The 18713-nt window shown below is 61.8% G+C and carries 14 protein-coding genes; 7 read left to right on the top strand and 7 right to left on the bottom strand.

The window, feature by feature from the left end; translation table 11 throughout:
* Positions 1-149 precede the first annotated feature (149 nt).
* Together clpA and clpS are read right to left on the bottom strand one after the other, a co-directional pair.
* Positions 150-2429, bottom strand: a complete 2280-nt coding sequence (gene clpA, locus ACJ8J5_RS09885) for an ATP-dependent Clp protease ATP-binding subunit ClpA (protein WP_025302261.1) — start codon at positions 2427-2429, stop codon at positions 150-152.
* Between the two features lie 27 nt (positions 2430-2456).
* The gene (gene clpS / locus ACJ8J5_RS09880; protein ID WP_004928347.1) at positions 2457-2777 is read right to left on the bottom strand and encodes an ATP-dependent Clp protease adapter ClpS; all 321 of its coding nucleotides are present in this window, start codon (positions 2775-2777) and stop codon (positions 2457-2459) included.
* 355 nt (positions 2778-3132) lie between these two features.
* On the opposite strand from clpS, the gene cspD reads away from it, so the two are divergent.
* Positions 3133-3354, top strand: a complete 222-nt coding sequence (cspD, locus tag ACJ8J5_RS09875; RefSeq protein ID WP_004928349.1) for a cold shock-like protein CspD — start codon at positions 3133-3135, stop codon at positions 3352-3354.
* 87 nt (positions 3355-3441) lie between these two features.
* Here cspD and macB read toward each other — a convergent pair whose 3' ends face one another.
* The gene (macB, locus tag ACJ8J5_RS09870) at positions 3442-5388 is read right to left on the bottom strand and encodes a macrolide ABC transporter ATP-binding protein/permease MacB (protein ID WP_414104589.1); all 1947 of its coding nucleotides are present in this window, start codon (positions 5386-5388) and stop codon (positions 3442-3444) included.
* A complete protein-coding gene (gene macA / locus ACJ8J5_RS09865) occupies positions 5388-6503 on the bottom strand; it encodes a macrolide transporter subunit MacA (protein ID WP_414104588.1) in 1116 nt (371 codons plus the stop codon). The genes macB and macA overlap by 1 nt, the downstream gene beginning before the upstream one ends.
* A gap of 195 nt (positions 6504-6698) precedes the next feature.
* On the opposite strand from macA, the gene ACJ8J5_RS09860 reads away from it, so the two are divergent.
* Positions 6699-7652 (top strand): VirK/YbjX family protein, encoded by a 954-nt coding sequence (locus ACJ8J5_RS09860; protein WP_414104587.1) that lies wholly within the window; start codon positions 6699-6701, stop codon positions 7650-7652.
* Between the two features lie 14 nt (positions 7653-7666).
* Here ACJ8J5_RS09860 and ACJ8J5_RS09855 read toward each other — a convergent pair whose 3' ends face one another.
* Positions 7667-9328: an ATP-dependent endonuclease gene (locus tag ACJ8J5_RS09855; protein WP_414104586.1), complete on the bottom strand. Its 1662-nt coding sequence runs from the start codon at positions 9326-9328 to the stop codon at positions 7667-7669.
* Positions 9329-9515: 187 nt separating this feature from the next.
* On the opposite strand from ACJ8J5_RS09855, the gene ACJ8J5_RS09850 reads away from it, so the two are divergent.
* The 5 genes from ACJ8J5_RS09850 to ltaE all read left to right on the top strand — a co-directional run bounded on the left by ACJ8J5_RS09850 (position 9516) and on the right by ltaE (position 16313).
* Positions 9516-10412 (top strand): lysine exporter LysO family protein, encoded by an 897-nt coding sequence (locus tag ACJ8J5_RS09850; RefSeq protein WP_033646639.1) that lies wholly within the window; start codon positions 9516-9518, stop codon positions 10410-10412.
* A gap of 180 nt (positions 10413-10592) precedes the next feature.
* Positions 10593-12242, top strand: coding sequence for a hydroxylamine reductase (hcp, locus tag ACJ8J5_RS09845; protein ID WP_414104585.1), 1650 nt, complete (start codon positions 10593-10595; stop codon positions 12240-12242).
* Positions 12243-12298: 56 nt separating this feature from the next.
* The gene (gene hcr, locus ACJ8J5_RS09840; protein WP_414104584.1) at positions 12299-13300 is read left to right on the top strand and encodes an NADH oxidoreductase; all 1002 of its coding nucleotides are present in this window, start codon (positions 12299-12301) and stop codon (positions 13298-13300) included.
* Between the two features lie 199 nt (positions 13301-13499).
* Positions 13500-15221: a ubiquinone-dependent pyruvate dehydrogenase gene (poxB, locus tag ACJ8J5_RS09835; protein WP_049295331.1), complete on the top strand. Its 1722-nt coding sequence runs from the start codon at positions 13500-13502 to the stop codon at positions 15219-15221.
* 75 nt (positions 15222-15296) lie between these two features.
* On the top strand, positions 15297-16313 hold the full coding sequence (gene ltaE / locus ACJ8J5_RS09830) for a low-specificity L-threonine aldolase (protein WP_414104583.1): 1017 nt from the start codon (positions 15297-15299) through the stop codon (positions 16311-16313).
* Positions 16314-16342: 29 nt separating this feature from the next.
* Here ltaE and ACJ8J5_RS09825 read toward each other — a convergent pair whose 3' ends face one another.
* Positions 16343-17038: an N-acetylmannosamine-6-phosphate 2-epimerase gene (locus ACJ8J5_RS09825; RefSeq protein ID WP_414104582.1), complete on the bottom strand. Its 696-nt coding sequence runs from the start codon at positions 17036-17038 to the stop codon at positions 16343-16345.
* Complete coding sequence (locus ACJ8J5_RS09820) at positions 17035-18591, bottom strand: PTS transporter subunit EIIC (protein ID WP_043137742.1); 1557 nt, start codon at positions 18589-18591, stop codon at positions 17035-17037. Before ACJ8J5_RS09820 ends, ACJ8J5_RS09825 begins: the two co-directional genes overlap by 4 nt.
* Positions 18592-18713: the final 122 nt, after the last annotated feature.

Raw genomic sequence — 18713 nt, 5'->3', positions numbered from 1 at the left:
CTTTCCGTTTACCCCCGCAGCGACGTTACACAACGGGTTGCAGGTGCGCAGGTAAACTGAGAGGGCTCACTCGTTTCTGTTGTACGGTGAATCTCACCCATAAAAAAAAGCGATGCCGAAGCATCGCTTTTTCTTTGCCTGAAGCGGCCTTAATGCACCGCACCCTCGTCCGCCTTGCGCTTGGCGGCACTGAGGAAGTGGTAGGTCAGCTGTTTCTTGTCCTTGTCCAGCTCGACCTTCACGGAACCGCCGTCCACCAGCGAACCGAACAGCAGCTCGTTGGCCAACGGTTTCTTCAGGTTTTCCTGCATGACGCGCGCCATCGGACGAGCGCCCATCGCACGGTCGTAGCCCTTCACCGACAGCCAGTCGCGTGCTTCGTCGCTCACTTCCAGCGAGACGCCCTTCGCATCCAGCTGCGCCTGCAGTTCGACGATAAACTTGTCGACCACCTGCTGGATCACCTCGGTAGACAGATGGTTGAACCAGATGATGTTGTCCAGACGGTTGCGGAACTCTGGCGTAAACACCTTCTTGATCTCTTCCATCGCGTCGGTGCTGTTGTCCTGCTGCACCAGACCGATCGATTTGCGTTCGGTTTCCCGCACCCCGGCGTTGGTGGTCATCACCAGGATCACATTGCGGAAGTCCGCCTTGCGGCCGTTGTTGTCGGTCAGCGTGCCGTTGTCCATCACCTGCAGCAGCAGGTTGAACACGTCCGGGTGCGCCTTCTCGATCTCATCGAGCAGCACTACCGCATGCGGATGCTTGATCACCGCATCGGTCAGCAGCCCGCCCTGATCGTAACCGACATAGCCCGGAGGCGCGCCGATCAGACGGCTGACGGTATGCCGCTCCATGTACTCGGACATGTCGAAACGCAGCAGCTCGATATCCATCGCCTTGGCCAACTGTACGGTGACCTCGGTTTTCCCGACCCCGGTCGGCCCGGCGAACAGGAAGGAACCGACCGGCTTGCGCTCGTGGCCCAGACCGGCGCGGCTCATCTTGATGGCTTCCGTCAGCGCTTCGATCGCCTGATCCTGGCCGAATACCAGCATCTTCAAACGATCGCCCAGGTTTCTCAGCACGTCGCGATCGCTGGCCGACACGGTTTTCTCCGGGATACGAGCGATGCGCGCCACCACGGATTCGATATCGGCCACGTTGACGGTTTTCTTGCGCTTGCTGGCCGGCATCAGTCGGCTGCGGGCGCCCGCCTCGTCGATCACGTCGATCGCTTTGTCCGGCAGATGACGATCGTTGATGTATTTCACCGACAGCTCCACCGCGGCGCGGATCGCCTTGGCGGTATAACGCACGTCGTGATGCGCTTCATATTTGGTCTTCAGGCCGTTGATGATCTGAACGGTCTCTTCCGCCGTCGGTTCGGTGATATCGATCTTCTGGAAACGGCGCGCCAAAGCGCGATCCTTTTCGAAGATGTTGCTGAACTCCTGGTAGGTGGTCGAGCCGATCACCCGGATCTTGCCGCTCGACAGCAGCGGTTTGATCAGGTTGGCGGCATCCACTTGCCCACCGGAAGCCGCACCGGCGCCGATGATGGTGTGAATTTCATCGATGAACAGGATGCTGTTCTGATCCTGTTCCAGCTGCTTGAGCAGCGCCTTGAAGCGTTTCTCGAAGTCGCCGCGGTATTTGGTGCCGGCCAGCAGTGAACCGATATCCAGCGAATACAGCGTGCAGTCCGCCATCACTTCCGGCACGTCGCCCTGCACGATACGCCAGGCCAGGCCTTCGGCGATGGCGGTCTTGCCCACGCCGGATTCGCCGACCAACAGCGGGTTGTTTTTACGACGACGGCACAGCACCTGAATCGCGCGCTCCAGCTCACGATCGCGGCCGATCAACGGATCGATGCCGCCCACACGGGCCAACTGATTGAGGTTGGTGGTGAAGTTTTCCATACGGTCTTCCCCTCCGGACTGCTCTTCGTTCACCGGGTTTTCCGCATTCGGCGCTTGGCCCGGCTCGTCTTTACGCGTGCCATGTGAAATGAAGTTCACCACGTCGAGACGGCTGACGTCGTGCTTGCGCAGCAGATAGGCCGCCTGCGACTCCTGCTCGCTGAAGATGGCCACCAACACGTTGGCGCCGGACACTTCACTGCGGCCGGAAGATTGCACATGGAAGACCGCGCGCTGCAACACGCGCTGGAAGCTGAGCGTCGGCTGAGTGTCGCGCTCTTCTTCGCCGGCGGGCAGCGTCGGTGTGGTTTGTTCGATGAAGGCTTCCAGCTCCTGGCGCAACGCGGCCAGATCCACCGTACATGCCTCAAGCGCTTCTCGCGCGGCAGGGTTGCTCAGCAACGCCAGCAACAGGTGCTCCACGGTCATAAACTCGTGTCTGTGCTCACGCGCCCTGGCGAAAGCCATGTTGAGACTGAGTTCCAGTTCTTGATTGAGCATAAGCACCTCCCCAATAGATTGCCTTATTCAGGCTTTTTCCAGCGTACAAAGCAACGGATGCTCGTTCTCCCTTGCGTACCGGTTCACATGGACGACTTTGGTTTCCGCCACCTCGGCGGTAAAAACACCACAGATCGCCTTGCCTTGATAGTGGACCGTGAGCATCAGTTGCGTTGCGCGTTCAATATCATAAGAAAAGAACTTTTGCAGAACGTCAATCACAAATTCCATCGGTGTGTAATCGTCGTTGTTAAGTATAACTTTATACATAGACGGCGGTTTTACCGCATCGATTTGTTTTTCTTCGGCCAAGTGTTCAAAATTTAGCCAGTCGTTGTTATTGCCCATCGCTGCTCATCTTCTCTGCTCTGCCCTCTGATATGGGGGCAGGTTTCGGTTATTCAAAGTGGGGATAGTTACTATTTTATCATCTTCGGCATCGTCCCGCCGCACTGTAACGTGCGCAAAAAAACGGGCCAATTGTGACTGAATCGTGGCAATAGCGTTACCTGCTTCAAACTTTGGTGAACTGCTCCCCGCCGACAAAAGCCGATCCCTTGACGCCCCGATCATTTGCTCTAGAGTGTAAATTCGTGGCTGGTGGTCTTTTAACCACCCCTTGTCCACCCTGCTACCCACCTACGGCGGGTGCGAATTCAGTTATTCATCTCACTTAAAATAGCGTTGCGAGGGATGTAAAAGCATGGAGACGGGTACTGTTAAATGGTTTAACAACGCCAAAGGCTTTGGCTTCATCTGCCCAGCCGGCGGTGGCGAAGATATTTTCGCGCATTACTCCACCATCAAGATGGATGGTTACAGAACGTTGAAGGCAGGCCAGCAGGTCAGCTTCGACGTGCATCAAGGGCCAAAAGGGAACCATGCCAGTCTTATTGTGCCGGTGGAAAGCGAGGCGCTGTCCTAAACGCTTCCGGCAGCGTCGCGCTGCATTGACCCTGACTGCGATAAAAATGCCAGCCGCCGTGTGACTGGCATTTTTTATGCCTTTTACTTACTCGCGCGCCAGCGCATCGATCGGATTCAGCCGCGCGGCATTGCGCGCCGGCAGATAGCCGAACACCACGCCGATACCGGTGGAACAGAGGAACGCGCTCAGCAACGCCGCCGGCGGGAAGCTGATCTGCCAGCCCGGCAATACCAGCTGCACCGCCAGGCCGATGGCGAACGACAGCGTAATCCCCAGCGCGCCCCCCACCAGGCAGACCAACACCGCCTCGATCAAGAACTGCTGCAACACGTCGCCGGAACGGGCGCCCACCGCCATGCGGATGCCAATCTCGCGCGTGCGCTCGGTCACCGACACCAGCATGATGTTCATCACGCCGATGCCGCCGACCACCAGCGAAATCACCGCCACCAGCGTCAGGAACAGCTGCAGCGTGCGGGTGGTTTTCTCTGCGGTTTGCACCAGGCTGTCCATGTTATAGGTGAAGAAGTCCTTTTTGCCGTGGCGCAGCGTCAACAGGCGCGACAGCTGCTGTTCCGCTTCCTTGCTGTCGTAGCCGTCGCGGATGCGCACGGTGATCGAGTCGAAATAATTGTTGCCCATCAGCCGGTTGGCCATGGTGCTGTAAGGCACCCACACGTTCAGCGTCTTGCTGCTGCCGAACATCGACTGCTTCTCCTTGGCCACGCCAACCACCGTCGCCGGCATGTTGCCCACCAGGATCACCTCGCCCACCACGTTTTTCTGGTGCGGGAACAGCCGCCGTTGGGTATTGGCGTCGATCACCACCGTCTGCGCCTGCGACTGCACCTGCATCGGATCGATGCCGACGCCCTGGGTAAAGCTCATGCCGTACACGCGGAAGAACTGCTCGCTGACGCCGTTGACATTGGCCGCCGCATCGACGTTGCCCAAGCGCAGCCGCATGCTGCTGCTGATGCTCGGCGATAGCGCGCTGATATACGGCTGTTCGCGCAGCGCATCGAGATCGCCGTATTTCAACGATTGCCGGTAAGTCGGATCGTCGTCGCCGAAGTCCTTGCCGGGGTAGATGTCGACGGTGTTGGTACCGATGGATTTGATGTCCGCCAGCACCATCTGCTTGGCGGCGTCGCCGATCACCAGGATCGACACCACCGAGGCGATGCCGATAATGATGCCGAGCATGGTCAGCGCGGTACGCATCTTGTTGGCCGCCATCGCGCGCCAGGCCATCACCAGCGCTTCGCGAAAACGACCGCCCATCTGCCGCCAGGAAGGCGCGGCGGCGGCCAGCGCCAGCGGCTTGGCCTGGGTATCCTCCGGCGGCGCCGGGCGCGAGTCGGCAATGATTTCGCCGTCGCGGATCTCGATGATCCGCTCCGCCTGGCGCGCCACCGCCGGATCGTGGGTCACCAGGATCACCGTGTGGCCCCGGGCGCACAGCTGTTTGAGGATCGCCATCACCTCTTCGCCGGAGTGGCTGTCGAGCGCACCGGTCGGTTCATCCGCCAGGATCACCTGCCCGCCGTTCATCAACGCACGGGCGATGCTGACGCGCTGCTGCTGACCGCCGGAAAGCTGGCTTGGCCGGTAGTTGACGCGCTCCCCCAACCCCAGGCGCCGCAACAACGCCTCCGCCCGTTCGCGCCGCGCCGCTTTGCCCAGCCCCGCGTACACCGCCGGCACCTCGACGTTATGCGCCGCGCTCAGGTGCGGCAGCAGATGATAACGCTGGAAAATAAAGCCGAAATGCTCGCGCCGCAGCTGCGCCAGCGCATCGTCGCTCAGCGTCGCCACATCCTGCCCGGCCACCCGATAGACCCCGGCGCTCGGCTTGTCCAGACAGCCGAGAATATTCATCAGCGTCGATTTGCCGGAGCCGGAGGCCCCCATGATCGCCACCATTTCACCGGCGTCGATGCTCAGACTGATCCCCTTCAGCACCTCCACCGTCTGCTCGCCGGAACGGTAGCTGCGGCGAATGCCGCTCAGCTGCAACAGCGCCGCCATCAGCCGGCCTCCACGCCGCCGCGGCTGACGATCACCTCATCGCCCGCCTCAAGCCCGCTGAGGATCTGCACGTCGATATTGTTGCGCAGGCCGATAGCCACCTCGCGCTTCTCTTCCTTGCCCTGTTTCAGCACCGAGACGTGGTAACGGTTGTCGGCGATCTGATCGCCCAGCGCCGCCAGCGGGATCACCAGCGCCTGCTCGACGCCGGCCAGCTGAATATGCACCTGTGCCGTCATTTGCAAGCGCAGCAGCCTTTCCGGGTTGGGCACTTCGAAACGCGCATAATAGAAGATGGCGTTGTTGACCTTTTCCGGCGTCGGCTGAATGTCTTTCAGCACGCCGTCGAAGCGCCGGGTCGGATCGCCCAGCACCGTGAACCAGGCCTTCTGACCCGGCTTGAGGTTAATGACGTCGGCCTCCGAGACCTGCGCCTTCACCAGCATGGTGCCCAGATCCGCCAGCGTCAGAATGTTCGGCGCCTGTTGCGCCGCGATCACCGTCTGGCCCTGCAGCGTGGTGATCTGCACCACGTCGCCATCCATCGGCGCTTCGATACGGGTGTAGGCCAGATTGATCTTGGCGGTATCCAGGCTGGCCTGGTTCCGGGCGATCTGCGCATTGATGGTGCCTACCTGCGCTTTCTTCACCGCCAGCTGTGTCGCCGCCTGATCCAGATCCTGACGCGATACCGCCTGCAGTTTGGCCAGCGCCTGGTTGCGCCGCAGCGTGACCGCCGCCAACTGCTGCTCGGCCTGTGCCTGCAGCAGCTGCGCATGCAGCTCGCGCAGCGTCGCCTCGCCTTCGCGAATGCTGTTCTGCGCCTGTTGCGGATCGATAACCCCCAGTAACTGGCCTTTCTTCACCTTGTCGCCGATTTCGACATACAGCTTTTCCAACTGCCCGCTAACCTGCGCGCCGACGTCGACCTTACGCACCGCGTCCAGCTGGCCGGTCGCCAACACGTTCTGCTGCAGATCACGCTGGGTGACCTTTACCGTTTTGAAATCGGTTGGCGCCGGATGGCGAAAGTGCCAAACGGCCGCCGCGACCATCGCCGCAATGACCGCCAGAACGAGTATCCAGCGGCGTTTATGTCCTTTAAACCCTGTCAAAATTGGCCTGCCTGTGCTTGTGAATATCGGCCGCCCCTTGCGGCGGCGGAGCTAAATTAGCATGCAACGTAGGGAATAACTAAACCTTAGCTCAACACAATGTGGAGACACGCCTGGTTACAGTTCAGCATTGAACTCCCGTTTAGTGAAACCTTGATGAAATAGCGCCATTCAACACAAGCCAAGGATTTCATCATGTCACAGCTCAGCTACCCACTCGCCTCCGCCCAGCCGCTTAACGGCTGGCAACTGATGACGGCGCTGATCAATGGCGAAATGGCGCCGAGCAATGCCTGGAAAAAAACCTCGTTTCGCCTGAAGTTTCTCGGCCGTTCGCTGTTCAACTGGCGCACCACCAGCGGCCTGCTCAACACCCTGGCCAGCAACCCGCTGCTGGAAGAAATCCTGAGCGCGCAGCCGAACCTGCCGTGCAAACTGCATCGCCCCTACCTGGCGGCCAACATGAGCAAGATCGAATGCCTGTTCGCCCTGCGCGATCATTACGATCTTATCGTACAGCGCATGCCGCTGAAGATGCGTCTCGGCCACCTCGGCCCGAATTCTTTCGTGTTGGCCAGCGCAATGGGCAAGAACGAAGCGCCAATCACGCTGGAGCTGGCGGCGATCGACAAACTGAATAAGGAAGGGGAAGCCACGCTGCTGCTGCGCAACGCCAACGGCGTGATGCTGGCGGAGATCACCTTTGCGCTGATGCATTATCAGCAGCAGCCGACGCTGTTCATCGGCGGCCTGCAGGGCGCAAACCATGAGGTGCCGCACGCAGAAATCCAGCACACCACCAAAGAGTGCCACGGCCTGTTCCCCAAACGTCTGGTGCTGGAAGGCATCTGCACGCTGGCGCGGCACCTCGGCATCCGCCAGATCGTAGCCGTCGGCAATGCCACCCATATCTATCAAAACTGGCGTTACCAGAGTAAGAAGAAGGACCAACTGCACGCCGATTACGATCAGTTCTGGCTGTCGATGGGCGCCAAACCGCTCGACAGCGGCTATTTCCTGCTGCCCGAGCGCATCGCCCGCAAACCTATCGAAGAGATTGCCAGCAAGAAGCGCGCCGAGTACCGCCGCCGCTATCAGCTGCTGGACGAGCTGGAACAAGGGCTGGCGGCGCATTTCTGCACCCGATAACGCCCGGCGGGCCGTCAGTCCGCCCGGCCGCGCGCCAGCCAGATTACCCGTGAGAACATTTTCTTCAGCAGCGGCGGCACCGAGTCCGTGCCCCATTCGCCGGCCTGCATCGCGACCTCAATAGCCAGATCCGGCTTCGACGAGTGGTGAACCGCTTTCAGGATCACCTTACGCACCGGCATCTGCGCGTTGAGCGGCACCGACGCCATTCGGTGATAGACCGGGCCGAACCCTTCGCGGAACATGAAGTGCTCCATGTCCGGCGCCGGCAGCGCGGTCAGCCGATCGCGTTCGTTGTCTTCATGATTGTCCAGCAGGCTGCGTACGGTGTTGGCGTACTTTTTGCCCGCTTCGTCGCCGTCCACCAGCGCATGCCACTCGATGCCCATGCGGCGGGCGAAGCGCAGCAGCGGCTTCAGGCCGCACTGGGCGAATTCGATGACCCTCACCCCTTCCGCCTCGAAATGGTAGCCGCACTGGCGCGCCAGCTCGTTCAGCAGCCACACTTCGGTCTCGCCTTCCACCAGCAGCCAGCAGCGGGCGAACAGCGACGACGGCCGGTTGAAACGGATGTGAAACGCGATGCGCCGCCCGTCTTCGGCGCTCAGCCCGCGCGGCCCGAGACGGTAGGTCGCGACCCGCCCCGACTCGCGCACCAGCCGGCAGACGTGCTCCACCGGCACCAGCGACACCAGTTCGCTGGAGTTGGTGGTGGTGATGCGCTGCAGCGGCAGCTGATTGAGCAGCCCCCAGGCCACCGACAGCATGATCGGGTGCAGGCGAGTTTCCGGATCCTCCACCAGCAGCAGCGGCCGGGCATGAGGATCCAGCTTGACGTCGCCCTTGGCCTGCAGCAGGGTGGAAAACATCCCCAGCAGGATCAGGCGCATGCTGCGGCTGTTCGGTTCGGCAACCATACGGTTGATACCGTCCAGCGCGCGCCAGGCATCCTGCTCCGGCTCCCCGCCGCGGCGGCGGCGCGGCCGCGCCACCTGCGAACTCTGCTCGGCAAAATAGTGCTCCAGCAACTGCTGCATGGCCGCCAGTCCCTGACGCAGCTCGCCGTTGGTCAGCTTCTGCGGATTGCGCACCAGCTCGCGCGTCAGCTGATCCAGCTGCTGCGCCAGCGCCTGGGTATCGGGTTTACGTTCATCGCCGAGGCTGCTGGGGCGCAGGCGGCGAATAAAGCGCGCGTCGCGCAGGCGCAATACCGGATGAATGCGGATAATGGCGTGGGCCAGCTGTTCGATATGGTGCAATTGAAAGGCGTTGCCGTCAGCATCGAGAAAACCGCGCCAGGTGCACACCGTGCCGTCGTCGGCCAGCTCGCCTTCGCAGCGGTAATGAATGCGGCTCAGGCCATCCTCGCCCTTGACCCACAGCGGCGTCAGGTGGCGATAGCGCGGCAGGTGCGCATGGCCGATGTCTTTTTCGCAGAAGGTGAACACCACCTGCAGGTGGCGCTCTTTGGCCGACTCTTCACCGGGGGGGAAATGGAAGTCGTGCGCTTCAAACCGATACAGCTTCTGCTCCGGCGCCAACAGCAGCGTCAGCGCATCCAGCAGGCTGGATTTACCCCAGGCGTTTTCGCCGAGCAACAGCGTATTGTCGTCCAGCATCAGAGACAGCCGGTTAATGCCGCGAAAACCTACAATTTCGATACGCTCCAAGAACATCCGCCGCCTCCCGTGCGCGCCGTCGCCTCTTCAATGAGGTGACCTTCACAGAGCATGGTCAAAAAACCCCTTGCAGGTCAAGCGGCCAACGTCAAATCTGCCGCTTTACTCCGGCCGGGCTTTTGGTTAGCGTGTGCTCCTCGCCGCCGTTCGGCGCGCTTCAAAACTCAAGGACACAAGCTGCACCATGTACTCAGGACTGTTGATTATTCTGTTACCGCTGATTGTCGGTTACCTCATTCCCTTACGCCATCGCCCGCTGCTGGTGCTGATCAACCGGCTGCTCAGCTGGATGGTGTACGTGATCCTGTTTTTCATGGGCATCAGCCTGGCGTTTATGGAAGATCTCAGCAGCAACCTGGTGCTGATCTTCCAGTACAGCGCGGTGTTCTTCTTCTGCATTCTCTGCGCCAATCTGCTGTTGCTGGCGCTGCTGGAGCGGCGCATGCCGTGGCGCAGCAGCCATAAACAGGAAAAGCTGCCTTCGCGCATGCACATGGCGCTGGAGTCGCTCAAGCTGTGCGGCGTGGTGCTCGGCGGCTTCCTGCTCGGCCTGACGCAGTGGCAATGGCTGCAGTTCGCCCATAAAGGCAGCGAATATGCGCTGATCTTCCTGCTGTTGCTGGTCGGCATTCAGCTGCGCAACAGCGGCATGACGCTGCGCCAGATCGTGCTTAACCGCCGCGGCACGCTGGTGGCGTTGGTGGTGACCGTCGCGTCGCTGGCCGGCGGCGCGCTGGCGGCTCAGCTGCTGGGGTTGCCGGTCAAGGCCGGGCTGGCGATGGCCTCCGGCTTCGGCTGGTACTCGCTGTCCGGCATTCTGATCACCGACGCCTACGGCCCGGTGATGGGCAGCGCCGCGTTCTTCAACGATCTGGCGCGCGAGCTGGTGGCGATCATGCTGATCCCGACGCTGGTGCGCCGCAGCCGCTCCACCGCCCTCGGCCTGTGCGGCGCCACCTCGATGGACTTCACCCTGCCGGTGCTGCAGCGCAGCGGCGGGCTGGACATGGTGCCGCCCGCCATCGTGCATGGCTTCCTGCTGAGCCTGCTGGCGCCGGTGCTGATCGCCCTGTTCTCCTGATCCTTTCCCCTGGGGGCCGGCCGGCCCCCAAAGCGTAATAATTCCCATCCGCACGGCAAAATTGCGCTAAATCAAACTTGCCCGCAGTAGTCGCACAAAAGCCTTTTGCAACCCCGATCGCCGATCTATGCTTTTAAACAAGCATTATAAATGCAACTTTAAAAATAAAAGGAAGCGACTATGTTCTGTGTGCAATGTGAACAAACCATCCGTACCCCGGCAGGCAACGGCTGCTCGTATGCTCAGGGCATGTGCGGCAAAACGGCGGAAACCTCCGATCTGCAGGATCTGCTGGTGGCGGCGCTGCAGGGACTCTCCGCCTGGGCGCTGCAGGCGCGTTCGCTGGGCATCGTCGACCACGAGATCGACAGCTTCGCCCCGCGCGCCTTCTTCTCCACCCTGACCAACGTCAACTTCGACTCCCAGCGCATCATCGGCTACGCGCGGGAAACCCTGCTGCTGCGCGACTCGCTGGCCGCCCGTTGCCGGCTGCTGGATGCCGGCGTGCGCGTCGATCACCCGATGGCGGCGCTGCAGCTGGCCGGCAACGATATGCCTGCGCTGCTGCTGCAGGCGGCGCAGTTTGCCCTCAACAGCGACAAGGCCGAGGTCGGCGACGACGTACACGGTTTGCGCATGCTGTGCCTGTACGGCCTGAAAGGCGCGGCGGCCTATATGGAACACGCGCACGTGCTCGGCCAGTTCGACGAGCAACTCTATGCCGACTACCACGCCTTTATGGCCTGGCTCGGCACCCGGCCGCGCGACGTCGACACCCTGCTGAACAACGCCATGGGCATCGGCAAGATGAACTTCAACGTGATGGCGATCCTCGATCGCGGTGAAACCCAGGCCTACGGCGATCCGCAGCCCAGCGCAGTCAACGTGCGCCCGGTGGCCGGGAAAGCCATTCTGATTTCCGGCCACGATCTGAAAGATCTGCGCATGCTGCTCGAACAAACCGAAGGGCAAAACGTCAACGTCTACACCCACGGTGAAATGCTGCCAGCGCACGGCTATCCGGAACTGAAAAAATTCAAACATCTGGTGGGCAACTACGGCAGCGGTTGGCAGAACCAGCAGACGGAATTCGCCAAATTCCCCGGCCCGATCGTGATGACCTCCAACTGCATCATCGATCCTAACGTCGGCAACTACGGCGATCGCATCTGGACCCGCAGTATCGTCGGCTGGCCGGGCGTCAACCATCTGGAAGGCGACGACTTCGGCGCCGTGATCCGCCAGGCTCAGGGCATGAACGGCTTCCCTTACACCGAGATTGAGCACCTGATCACCGTTGGCTTCGGCCGCCAGACGCTGCTGAACGCCGCCGACACGGTCATCGACCTGGTGTCGCAGAAAAAACTGCGCCACGTCTTCCTGGTGGGCGGCTGCGACGGCAGCCGCGACGAGCGCAGCTACTTCACCGACTTCGCCCGCAGCGTGCCGCAAGACTGCCTGATCATGACGCTGGCCTGCGGCAAGTACCGTTTCAACAAGCTGGACTTCGGCACGCTAGAAGGGTTGCCGCGCCTGCTGGACGTCGGCCAGTGCAACGACGCCTACTCCGCCATCATGCTGGCGGTCAAGCTGGCGGATACGCTCGGCTGCAGCGTCAACGAGCTACCGCTCAGCCTGGTGCTGTCGTGGTTTGAACAGAAGGCGATCGTCATTCTGCTGACGCTGCTGTCGCTAGGGGTGAAAAACATCGTCACCGGCCCGACCGCGCCGGGCTTCCTGACCGACAACCTGATGACGATCCTCAACGAGAAATTCGGCCTGCGTCCGATCACCACCGTCGAGCAGGATATTGCAGCGCTGCTCGCCTGATGCCGTTACGTTATGGGGCCGCCTGCGCCGGCCCCTTTGTTTTTTGAGGTGCCCCGATGACTCAACCCACTCCGCTTTGCCCGAACCGCATGCAGGTGCATTCCATCCAGCGTGAAACCGCCGACGTCTGGACGCTGAACCTGATCTGCGACGTTTTCTACCCTTACCAGGCTGGCCAGTTCGCGCTGGTCAGCATTCGCAACAGCGAAGAGACGTTGCGCGCCTATACGCTCTCCTCCTCGCCCGGCCAGAGCCGCTTTCTCAGCATCAGCGTGCGCTGCCTGCCGGAGGGCATCGGGTCGCGCTGGCTGACGCAAGAGGTCAAGCCCGGCAACACGCTGTGGCTGTCCGACGCGCAGGGCGAATTCAGCTGCGAGCGCCACCCGGCCGATCGTTATCTGATGCTGGCCGCCGGCTGCGGCGTGACGCCGATCGTCTCGATGTGCCGCTGGCTGACCGCTAACCGTCCGGCCTGCGATATCGCCGTGATCTTTAACGTACGCACCCCCGCCGACACGATTTTCGCCGATCAATGGCGCGCGCTGTGTGCCGCCTATCCGCAGCTGCGCCTGACGCTGATGGCCGAGCAGGATCTGCAACCCGGCTACCTCAGCGGCCGTATCGATGAACATGCGCTGCGGCAGGCGGCGCCGGATATCGCCGAACGCACGGTGATGACCTGCGGCCCTGCACCCTACATGGATCAGGTGGAGCAGCTGTGTCGCCGGCTCGGCGTGCCGGCCGAGCATTTCCATAAAGAGCAGTTCCACACGCCGACGGCGCAGGCCGACACCACCGAAGGACTGACGCTGCGCGCCGCGCGCCCGCTGCGCGAATTCCGCGTGCCGGTCGGCAGCACGCTGCTGGCGGCGATGGAGGCCAATGCCCTGCCGGTCAACGCCGCCTGCCGCGCCGGGGTGTGCGGCTCGTGCAAAACCCGCATCCTCGAGGGCGACTACACCACCACCAGCACCATGACGCTGAGCGCGGAAGAGATAGCGCAAGGCTACGTGCTGGCCTGCAGTTGCCAGTTGCAGGGTGACGTCACGCTGGCGTGATCCCCTGGCCCCATCGCCGCGATGGGGCATTTATCGGCAAGTTCCCCGTGGCCAGCCCAGTTACACTGCTTCCCGTCCTACGCTCTTTACCCTTCCTGACCGCATCTCGTCCACAGCCGGTAAGCTATGCTTGCAGTTGTTCTGCTGACACTCACCGGATCGAGTCCACATCGTTTTTCAAACCATGTTTGGGGGAACCATGAAGCAAACCGTAGCCACACTGATCGCCAAAACGCTGGATCAAGCCGGCGTAAAACGCATTTGGGGCGTAACCGGCGATTCGCTCAACGGCCTCAGCGACAGCCTGCACCGCATGGGCACCATCGAATGGCTGGGCACCCGCCATGAAGAGGTGGCCGCCTTCGCCGCCGGTGCCGAAGCCCAGCTCACCGGCCAGTTGGCGGTGTGCGCCGGTTCCTGCGGCCCCGGCAACCTGCATCTGATCAACGGCCTGTTCGACTGTCACCGCAACCATGTGCCGGTGCTGGCGATCGCCGCACACATTCCTTCCAGCGAAATCGGCAGCGGCTACTTCCAGGAAACCCATCCGCAGGAGCTGTTCCGCGAATGCAGCCACTATTGCGAACTGGTCTCCAACCCGGAACAGCTGCCGCGCGTACTGGAGATCGCCATGCGCAAGGCGATCCTCAATCGCGGCGTCTCGGTGGTCGTCTTACCGGGCGACGTGGCGCTGCGCATGGCGCCGGAAGACGCGACGCTGACCTGGCATACCCCGGCGCTGCCGCTGGTGCAGCCGCCGATGAGCGAGTTGAACAAGCTGGCAGAAACGCTGAACAAGGCGAAGAACATCACCCTGATGTGCGGCAGCGGCTGCGCCGGCGCGCACGATGAAGTGGTCAAGCTGGCCGAGCTGCTGCAGGCGCCGGTGGTGCACGCGCTGCGCGGCAAAGAGCATATTGAATGGGACAACCCCTACAGCGTCGGCATGACCGGGCTGATCGGTTTCTCTTCCGGCTACCACGCGATGATGAACGCCGACACGCTGGTGCTGCTCGGCACCCAGTTCCCCTATCGCGCGTTCTACCCCACCAACGCCAACATCATTCAGATCGACATCAACCCCGGCAGCATCGGCGCGCACTGCCCGGTCAATATGGCGCTGGTGGGCGATATCCACACCACCCTCACCGCCCTGCTGCCGCAGCTGGAGCCCAAGCGCGACCGGGCGTTCCTCGACAAGGCGCTGGAGCATTATCGCAACGCGCGTAAGGAGCTCGACGGGCTGGCGACCGCCAACGACGACCAGCCGATCCACCCACAATATCTGGCGCAGCAGCTCAGCCAGTACGCCAGCGACGACGCCATCTTCACCTGCGACGTCGGCACGCCGACGGTGTGGGCCGCCCGTTACGTGAAAATGAACGGCAAGCGTCGCCTGCTCGGCTCGTTCAACCACGGTTCGATGGCCAACGCCATGCCGCAGGCGATAGGTGCCCAGGCCACCGCGCCGGATAAACAGGTGATCGCCATGTGCGGCGACGGTGGCTTCACCATGCTGATGGGGGATTTCCTGTCGCTGGCGCAGCTCAAATTGCCGGTGAAAATCGTGGTGTTCAACAACAGCGTGCTGGGGTTCGTGGCGATGGAGATGAAGGCCGGCGGCTACCTGACCGACGGCACCGATCTGCATAATCCGGACTTCGCGGCGATCGCCAACGCCGCCGGCATCAAGGGCATCCGCGTGGAAAAAGCGTCGGATCTGGACGGCGCGCTGCAGGAGATGTTGGCGCATCCCGGCCCGGCGCTGCTGGACGTGGTCACCGCCAAGCAAGAGCTGGCGATGCCGCCGCAGATCAAGTTCGAACAGGCGAAGGGCTTCAGCCTGTACATGCTGCGCGCCATCATCAACGGCCGCGGCGACGAAGTGGTCGAGCTGGCGAAAACCAACTGGCTGCGCTAAGCCAGCTGCCCCGGTGAAATAAAGGGTATATGATGCCATGTACCCTTTTCCTCTCCCTTATATTCCAGGAACCCTATGCTTATCGATCTACGCAGCGACACCGTCACCCGCCCCAGCGCCGCCATGCGCCAGGCGATGGCTCAGGCAGAGGTCGGCGACGACGTCTACGGCGATGACCCGACGGTCAACGCGTTGGAGGCCGAGGCGGTGCGCCTGTCGGGCAAAGAGGCGGCGCTGTTTTTGCCCAGCGGCACCCAGGCCAACCTGGTGGCGCTGCTGAGCCACTGCCAGCGCGGCGACGAGTATCTGGTCGGCCAACAGGCGCACAACTATAAATACGAGGCCGGCGGCGCAGCGGTGCTGGGCAGCATCCAGCCACAGCCGATCGAGGCTGACGCGGACGGCACGCTGCCGCTGGACAAGCTCGCCGCCGCCATCAAACCCGACGATATCCACTTCGCCCGCACTCGGCTGCTGAGCCTGGAAAACACCATCAGCGGCCGAGTTTTGCCGCAGGCCTACCTGCAGCAGGCGTGGCAATTTACCCGCGAGCGGCAGCTGGCGCTGCATATCGACGGCGCACGCATCTTTAACGCCGCCGTGGCGCTGAACCTGCCGCTGAAAGAGATCGTGCAATACTGCGACACCTTCACCATTTGCCTGTCAAAAGGATTGGGCGCGCCGGTCGGATCGCTGCTGTGCGGCAGCGAGGCTTTCATCCAACGCGCGCTGCGCTGGCGCAAGATGACCGGCGGCGGGCTGCGCCAGGCCGGCATCCTGGCGGCGGCCGGTCTTTACGCTTTGGAGCATAACGTCGCGCGGCTGCGCGAAGACCATGACAACGCGGTCTGGCTGGAGCAACAGCTGCGGCAGATCGGCGTAGAGATCGCCGATCCCGGTGCGCAGACCAACGTGCTGTACCTGCGCCAACCGCCGGCGCTGGCGGCCAAACTCGGTCCGTGGATGCGCGAACGTGGCGTGCTGATCAGCAGCGGCCCGCTGACACGCATTCTGACCCACCTCGACGTCAGCCGTCAGGATCTGCAGCGGGTGGTCGAGCTGTGGCGGGAGTTTCTTCAGCAGCACGCCTGATTTCCCTCCCCGGTGCGCCGAGGAGCCTCTTATCGCCCGCCGATGGCGTCGACAAAGCGGCTGGTGATCTGTTGCGGGCGGGTAATGGCGCCCCCTACCACCACCGCATGCGCCCCCAACCTCAGGCAGCGCGCGGCCATCGCCGGCGTTTCGACATTGCCTTCGGCGATGACCGGCACCGATACCGCCGCCAGCACCGCACGCAGAAAGCTGAAATCGTTATCCGCCAATCGGGCGCCCCGGCTTTCAGCGGTATAGCCGTACAGCGTGGTGCCCACACAGTCGAAGCCCAGCCTGGCGGCCTCTTGCGCCTCCTCCAGAGTGGCGATGTCCGCCATCAGCAACAGCCGGGGATACCTGGCGCGGATCGCGGCGACCAACGCCGCCAGCTGCAACTCCCCCGGCCGCGGGTGGCCGGTGGCGTCCAGCGCGATCATCTGCGGCGCCGCCGCCATCAACTCATCGATTTCGCGCAGGGTCGGCGTGATATACACGTCGCTGCCCGCATAATCGCGCTTTATGATGCCGATGACCGGCAGCGCCACCGTGCGCATGATAGCGTTGACGTCTTCGACGCCGTTGGCGCGGATCGCCGCCGCGCCGCCTTGCTCGGCCGCCAGCGCCATGCGCGACATGATAAAATCGCTGTGCAGCGGCTCGTCGTCCAGCGCCTGGCAAGACACCACCAGGCGCCCCTCAATCTGCTGCAAAATGGAAAGCGTCATAAATCCAACAACTCCTCGACTTCGTTTTTAATGATGGTGACGTGCGGGCCGTAGATCACCTGAACACCGTTGCCGCGAACGATAACCGCCCGTGCGCCGCTGGCCTTCAGCCCGCTTTCGTCCAGCAACCGGCTCTGCTTCACCGTCACGCGCAACCGCGTGGCGCAACAATCCAGTTCGACGATATTCTCTTTGCCGCCCAGCGCCGCCAGCACCTGCTGCGAGCGTTCGGTGCCCGTCATCACCGCTTCCGGCGCAGTTTCCGCCTCGCGCCCCGGCGTTTTAAAGTTGAAGCGCAGGATCAGGAAACGGAACGTGAAGTAGTACAGAAAGAACCAAGGCACACCGACCAGCGGGACGTACATCCAGTGGGTTTTCGCTTCACCCTGCAGCACGCCGAACAGCATGAAATCGATAAAGCCGCCGGAGAACGTCTGGCCGATGGTGATATGCAGGATGTGAGCGATCATGAACGCCAGGCCGTCGAACAGCGCGTGCACCACGTACAGCGCCGGCGCGACAAACAGGAAAGAGAATTCGATAGGTTCGGTGATGCCGGTCAGAAACGAGGTCAGCGCCGCCGACAGCAACAGTCCGCCGACGCGTTTGCGGTTCTCGGGACGCGCACTCTGGTACATCGCCAGGCAGGCACCGACCAGGCCGAACATCATGGTGATAAAACGGCCGGACATGAAACGCGCCGTGCCAATGTAGAACTGCTGAGTATTCGGGTCGGCCAACTGGGCGAAGAAAATGCGTTGTGTGCCTTCCACCAGCTGTCCGTTGATCACTTCGCTGCCGCCAAGCGCGGTGGTCCAAAACGGTAGATAGAAGATGTGATGCAGGCCGAACGGCCCGAGCATGCGCAATACGAAGCCGTAGATAAAGGTCCCGAGATAGCCGCTGGCGTCTACCAGACCGCCCATGCCGAAGATCAACTGTTGGAAATGCGGCCACACCACCGTCATCAGGGCACCGACCGCCATCGCCGCCAGCGAGCTGACGATCGGCACAAAGCGCGAGCCACCAAAAAAACCCAGGAACGGTGGCAGCGCTATCTTGTTATAGCGGCCGTGCAGATACCAGGTCACCAAACCGATGACCACTCCGCCGAACACCCCGGTCTCCAACGTCTGGATCCCGAGAATCGTTCCCTGCCCCACCGCGCCCGCGTTCTGCGTGGCCAGCGTACCGTTGATTTTCAACAGCGCATTGATGGTGGCGTTCATTACCAGATAGGCGATCAGCGAAGCCAGCCCCGCCGTGCCCTTGTCGCTTTTGGCCAGCCCCACCGCCACGCCGACCGCGAACAAGACCGCCAGGTTGGCGAACACGATAGCACCGGCACTGGCCATCACGGTAAATATACTTTGCAACCAGCCGACATCGAGGAAGGGATACGCCTCGACGGTATTGGGATTGGACAGCGCACCGCCGATCCCCAACAGCAGGCCGGCCGCCGGCAGCACGGCGATCGGCAGCATGAACGACTTGCCGAACAGCTGGGCTTTTTCGAACCAACCGCCGGAGCGCGGCAATTCTGGTGTTGACATAAATTTTCCCCCGACATCATTTTTATGATGAAAATTTTTACCACATTAAAATTAATTTAATGAAAATTTTATTCATAACGATGATCGGCTTCACAATCCGTCGATTTCACTGGCGAGCCGCG

Origin of the sequence: Serratia sp. CY43202 (assembly GCF_052168755.1) — a bacterium.
In the GTDB taxonomy this organism is placed as follows: Bacteria; Pseudomonadota; Gammaproteobacteria; order Enterobacterales; family Enterobacteriaceae; genus Serratia; species Serratia bockelmannii.
Note: the sequence above shows the minus strand (reverse complement) of the source record. Positions and strands in the feature narration are given on the sequence as shown.

Bases quoted from the DNA above. Each gene is read 5' to 3' on its own strand.
- clpA (WP_025302261.1), bottom strand. From the start codon at position 2,429: ATGCTCAATCAAGAACTGGAACTCAGTCTCAACATGGCTTTCGCCAGG.
- clpS (WP_004928347.1), bottom strand. From the start codon at position 2,777: ATGGGCAATAACAACGACTGGCTAAATTTTGAACACTTGGCCGAAGAA.
- cspD (WP_004928349.1), top strand. From the start codon at position 3,133: ATGGAGACGGGTACTGTTAAATGGTTTAACAACGCCAAAGGCTTTGGC.
- macB (WP_414104589.1), bottom strand. From the start codon at position 5,388: ATGGCGGCGCTGTTGCAGCTGAGCGGCATTCGCCGCAGCTACCGTTCC.
- ACJ8J5_RS09860 (WP_414104587.1), top strand. From the start codon at position 6,699: ATGTCACAGCTCAGCTACCCACTCGCCTCCGCCCAGCCGCTTAACGGC.
- ACJ8J5_RS09855 (WP_414104586.1), bottom strand. From the start codon at position 9,328: ATGTTCTTGGAGCGTATCGAAATTGTAGGTTTTCGCGGCATTAACCGG.
- ACJ8J5_RS09850 (WP_033646639.1), top strand. From the start codon at position 9,516: ATGTACTCAGGACTGTTGATTATTCTGTTACCGCTGATTGTCGGTTAC.
- hcp (WP_414104585.1), top strand. From the start codon at position 10,593: ATGTTCTGTGTGCAATGTGAACAAACCATCCGTACCCCGGCAGGCAAC.
- hcr (WP_414104584.1), top strand. From the start codon at position 12,299: ATGACTCAACCCACTCCGCTTTGCCCGAACCGCATGCAGGTGCATTCC.
- poxB (WP_049295331.1), top strand. From the start codon at position 13,500: ATGAAGCAAACCGTAGCCACACTGATCGCCAAAACGCTGGATCAAGCC.
- ltaE (WP_414104583.1), top strand. From the start codon at position 15,297: ATGCTTATCGATCTACGCAGCGACACCGTCACCCGCCCCAGCGCCGCC.
- ACJ8J5_RS09825 (WP_414104582.1), bottom strand. From the start codon at position 17,038: ATGACGCTTTCCATTTTGCAGCAGATTGAGGGGCGCCTGGTGGTGTCT.
- ACJ8J5_RS09820 (WP_043137742.1), bottom strand. From the start codon at position 18,591: ATGTCAACACCAGAATTGCCGCGCTCCGGCGGTTGGTTCGAAAAAGCC.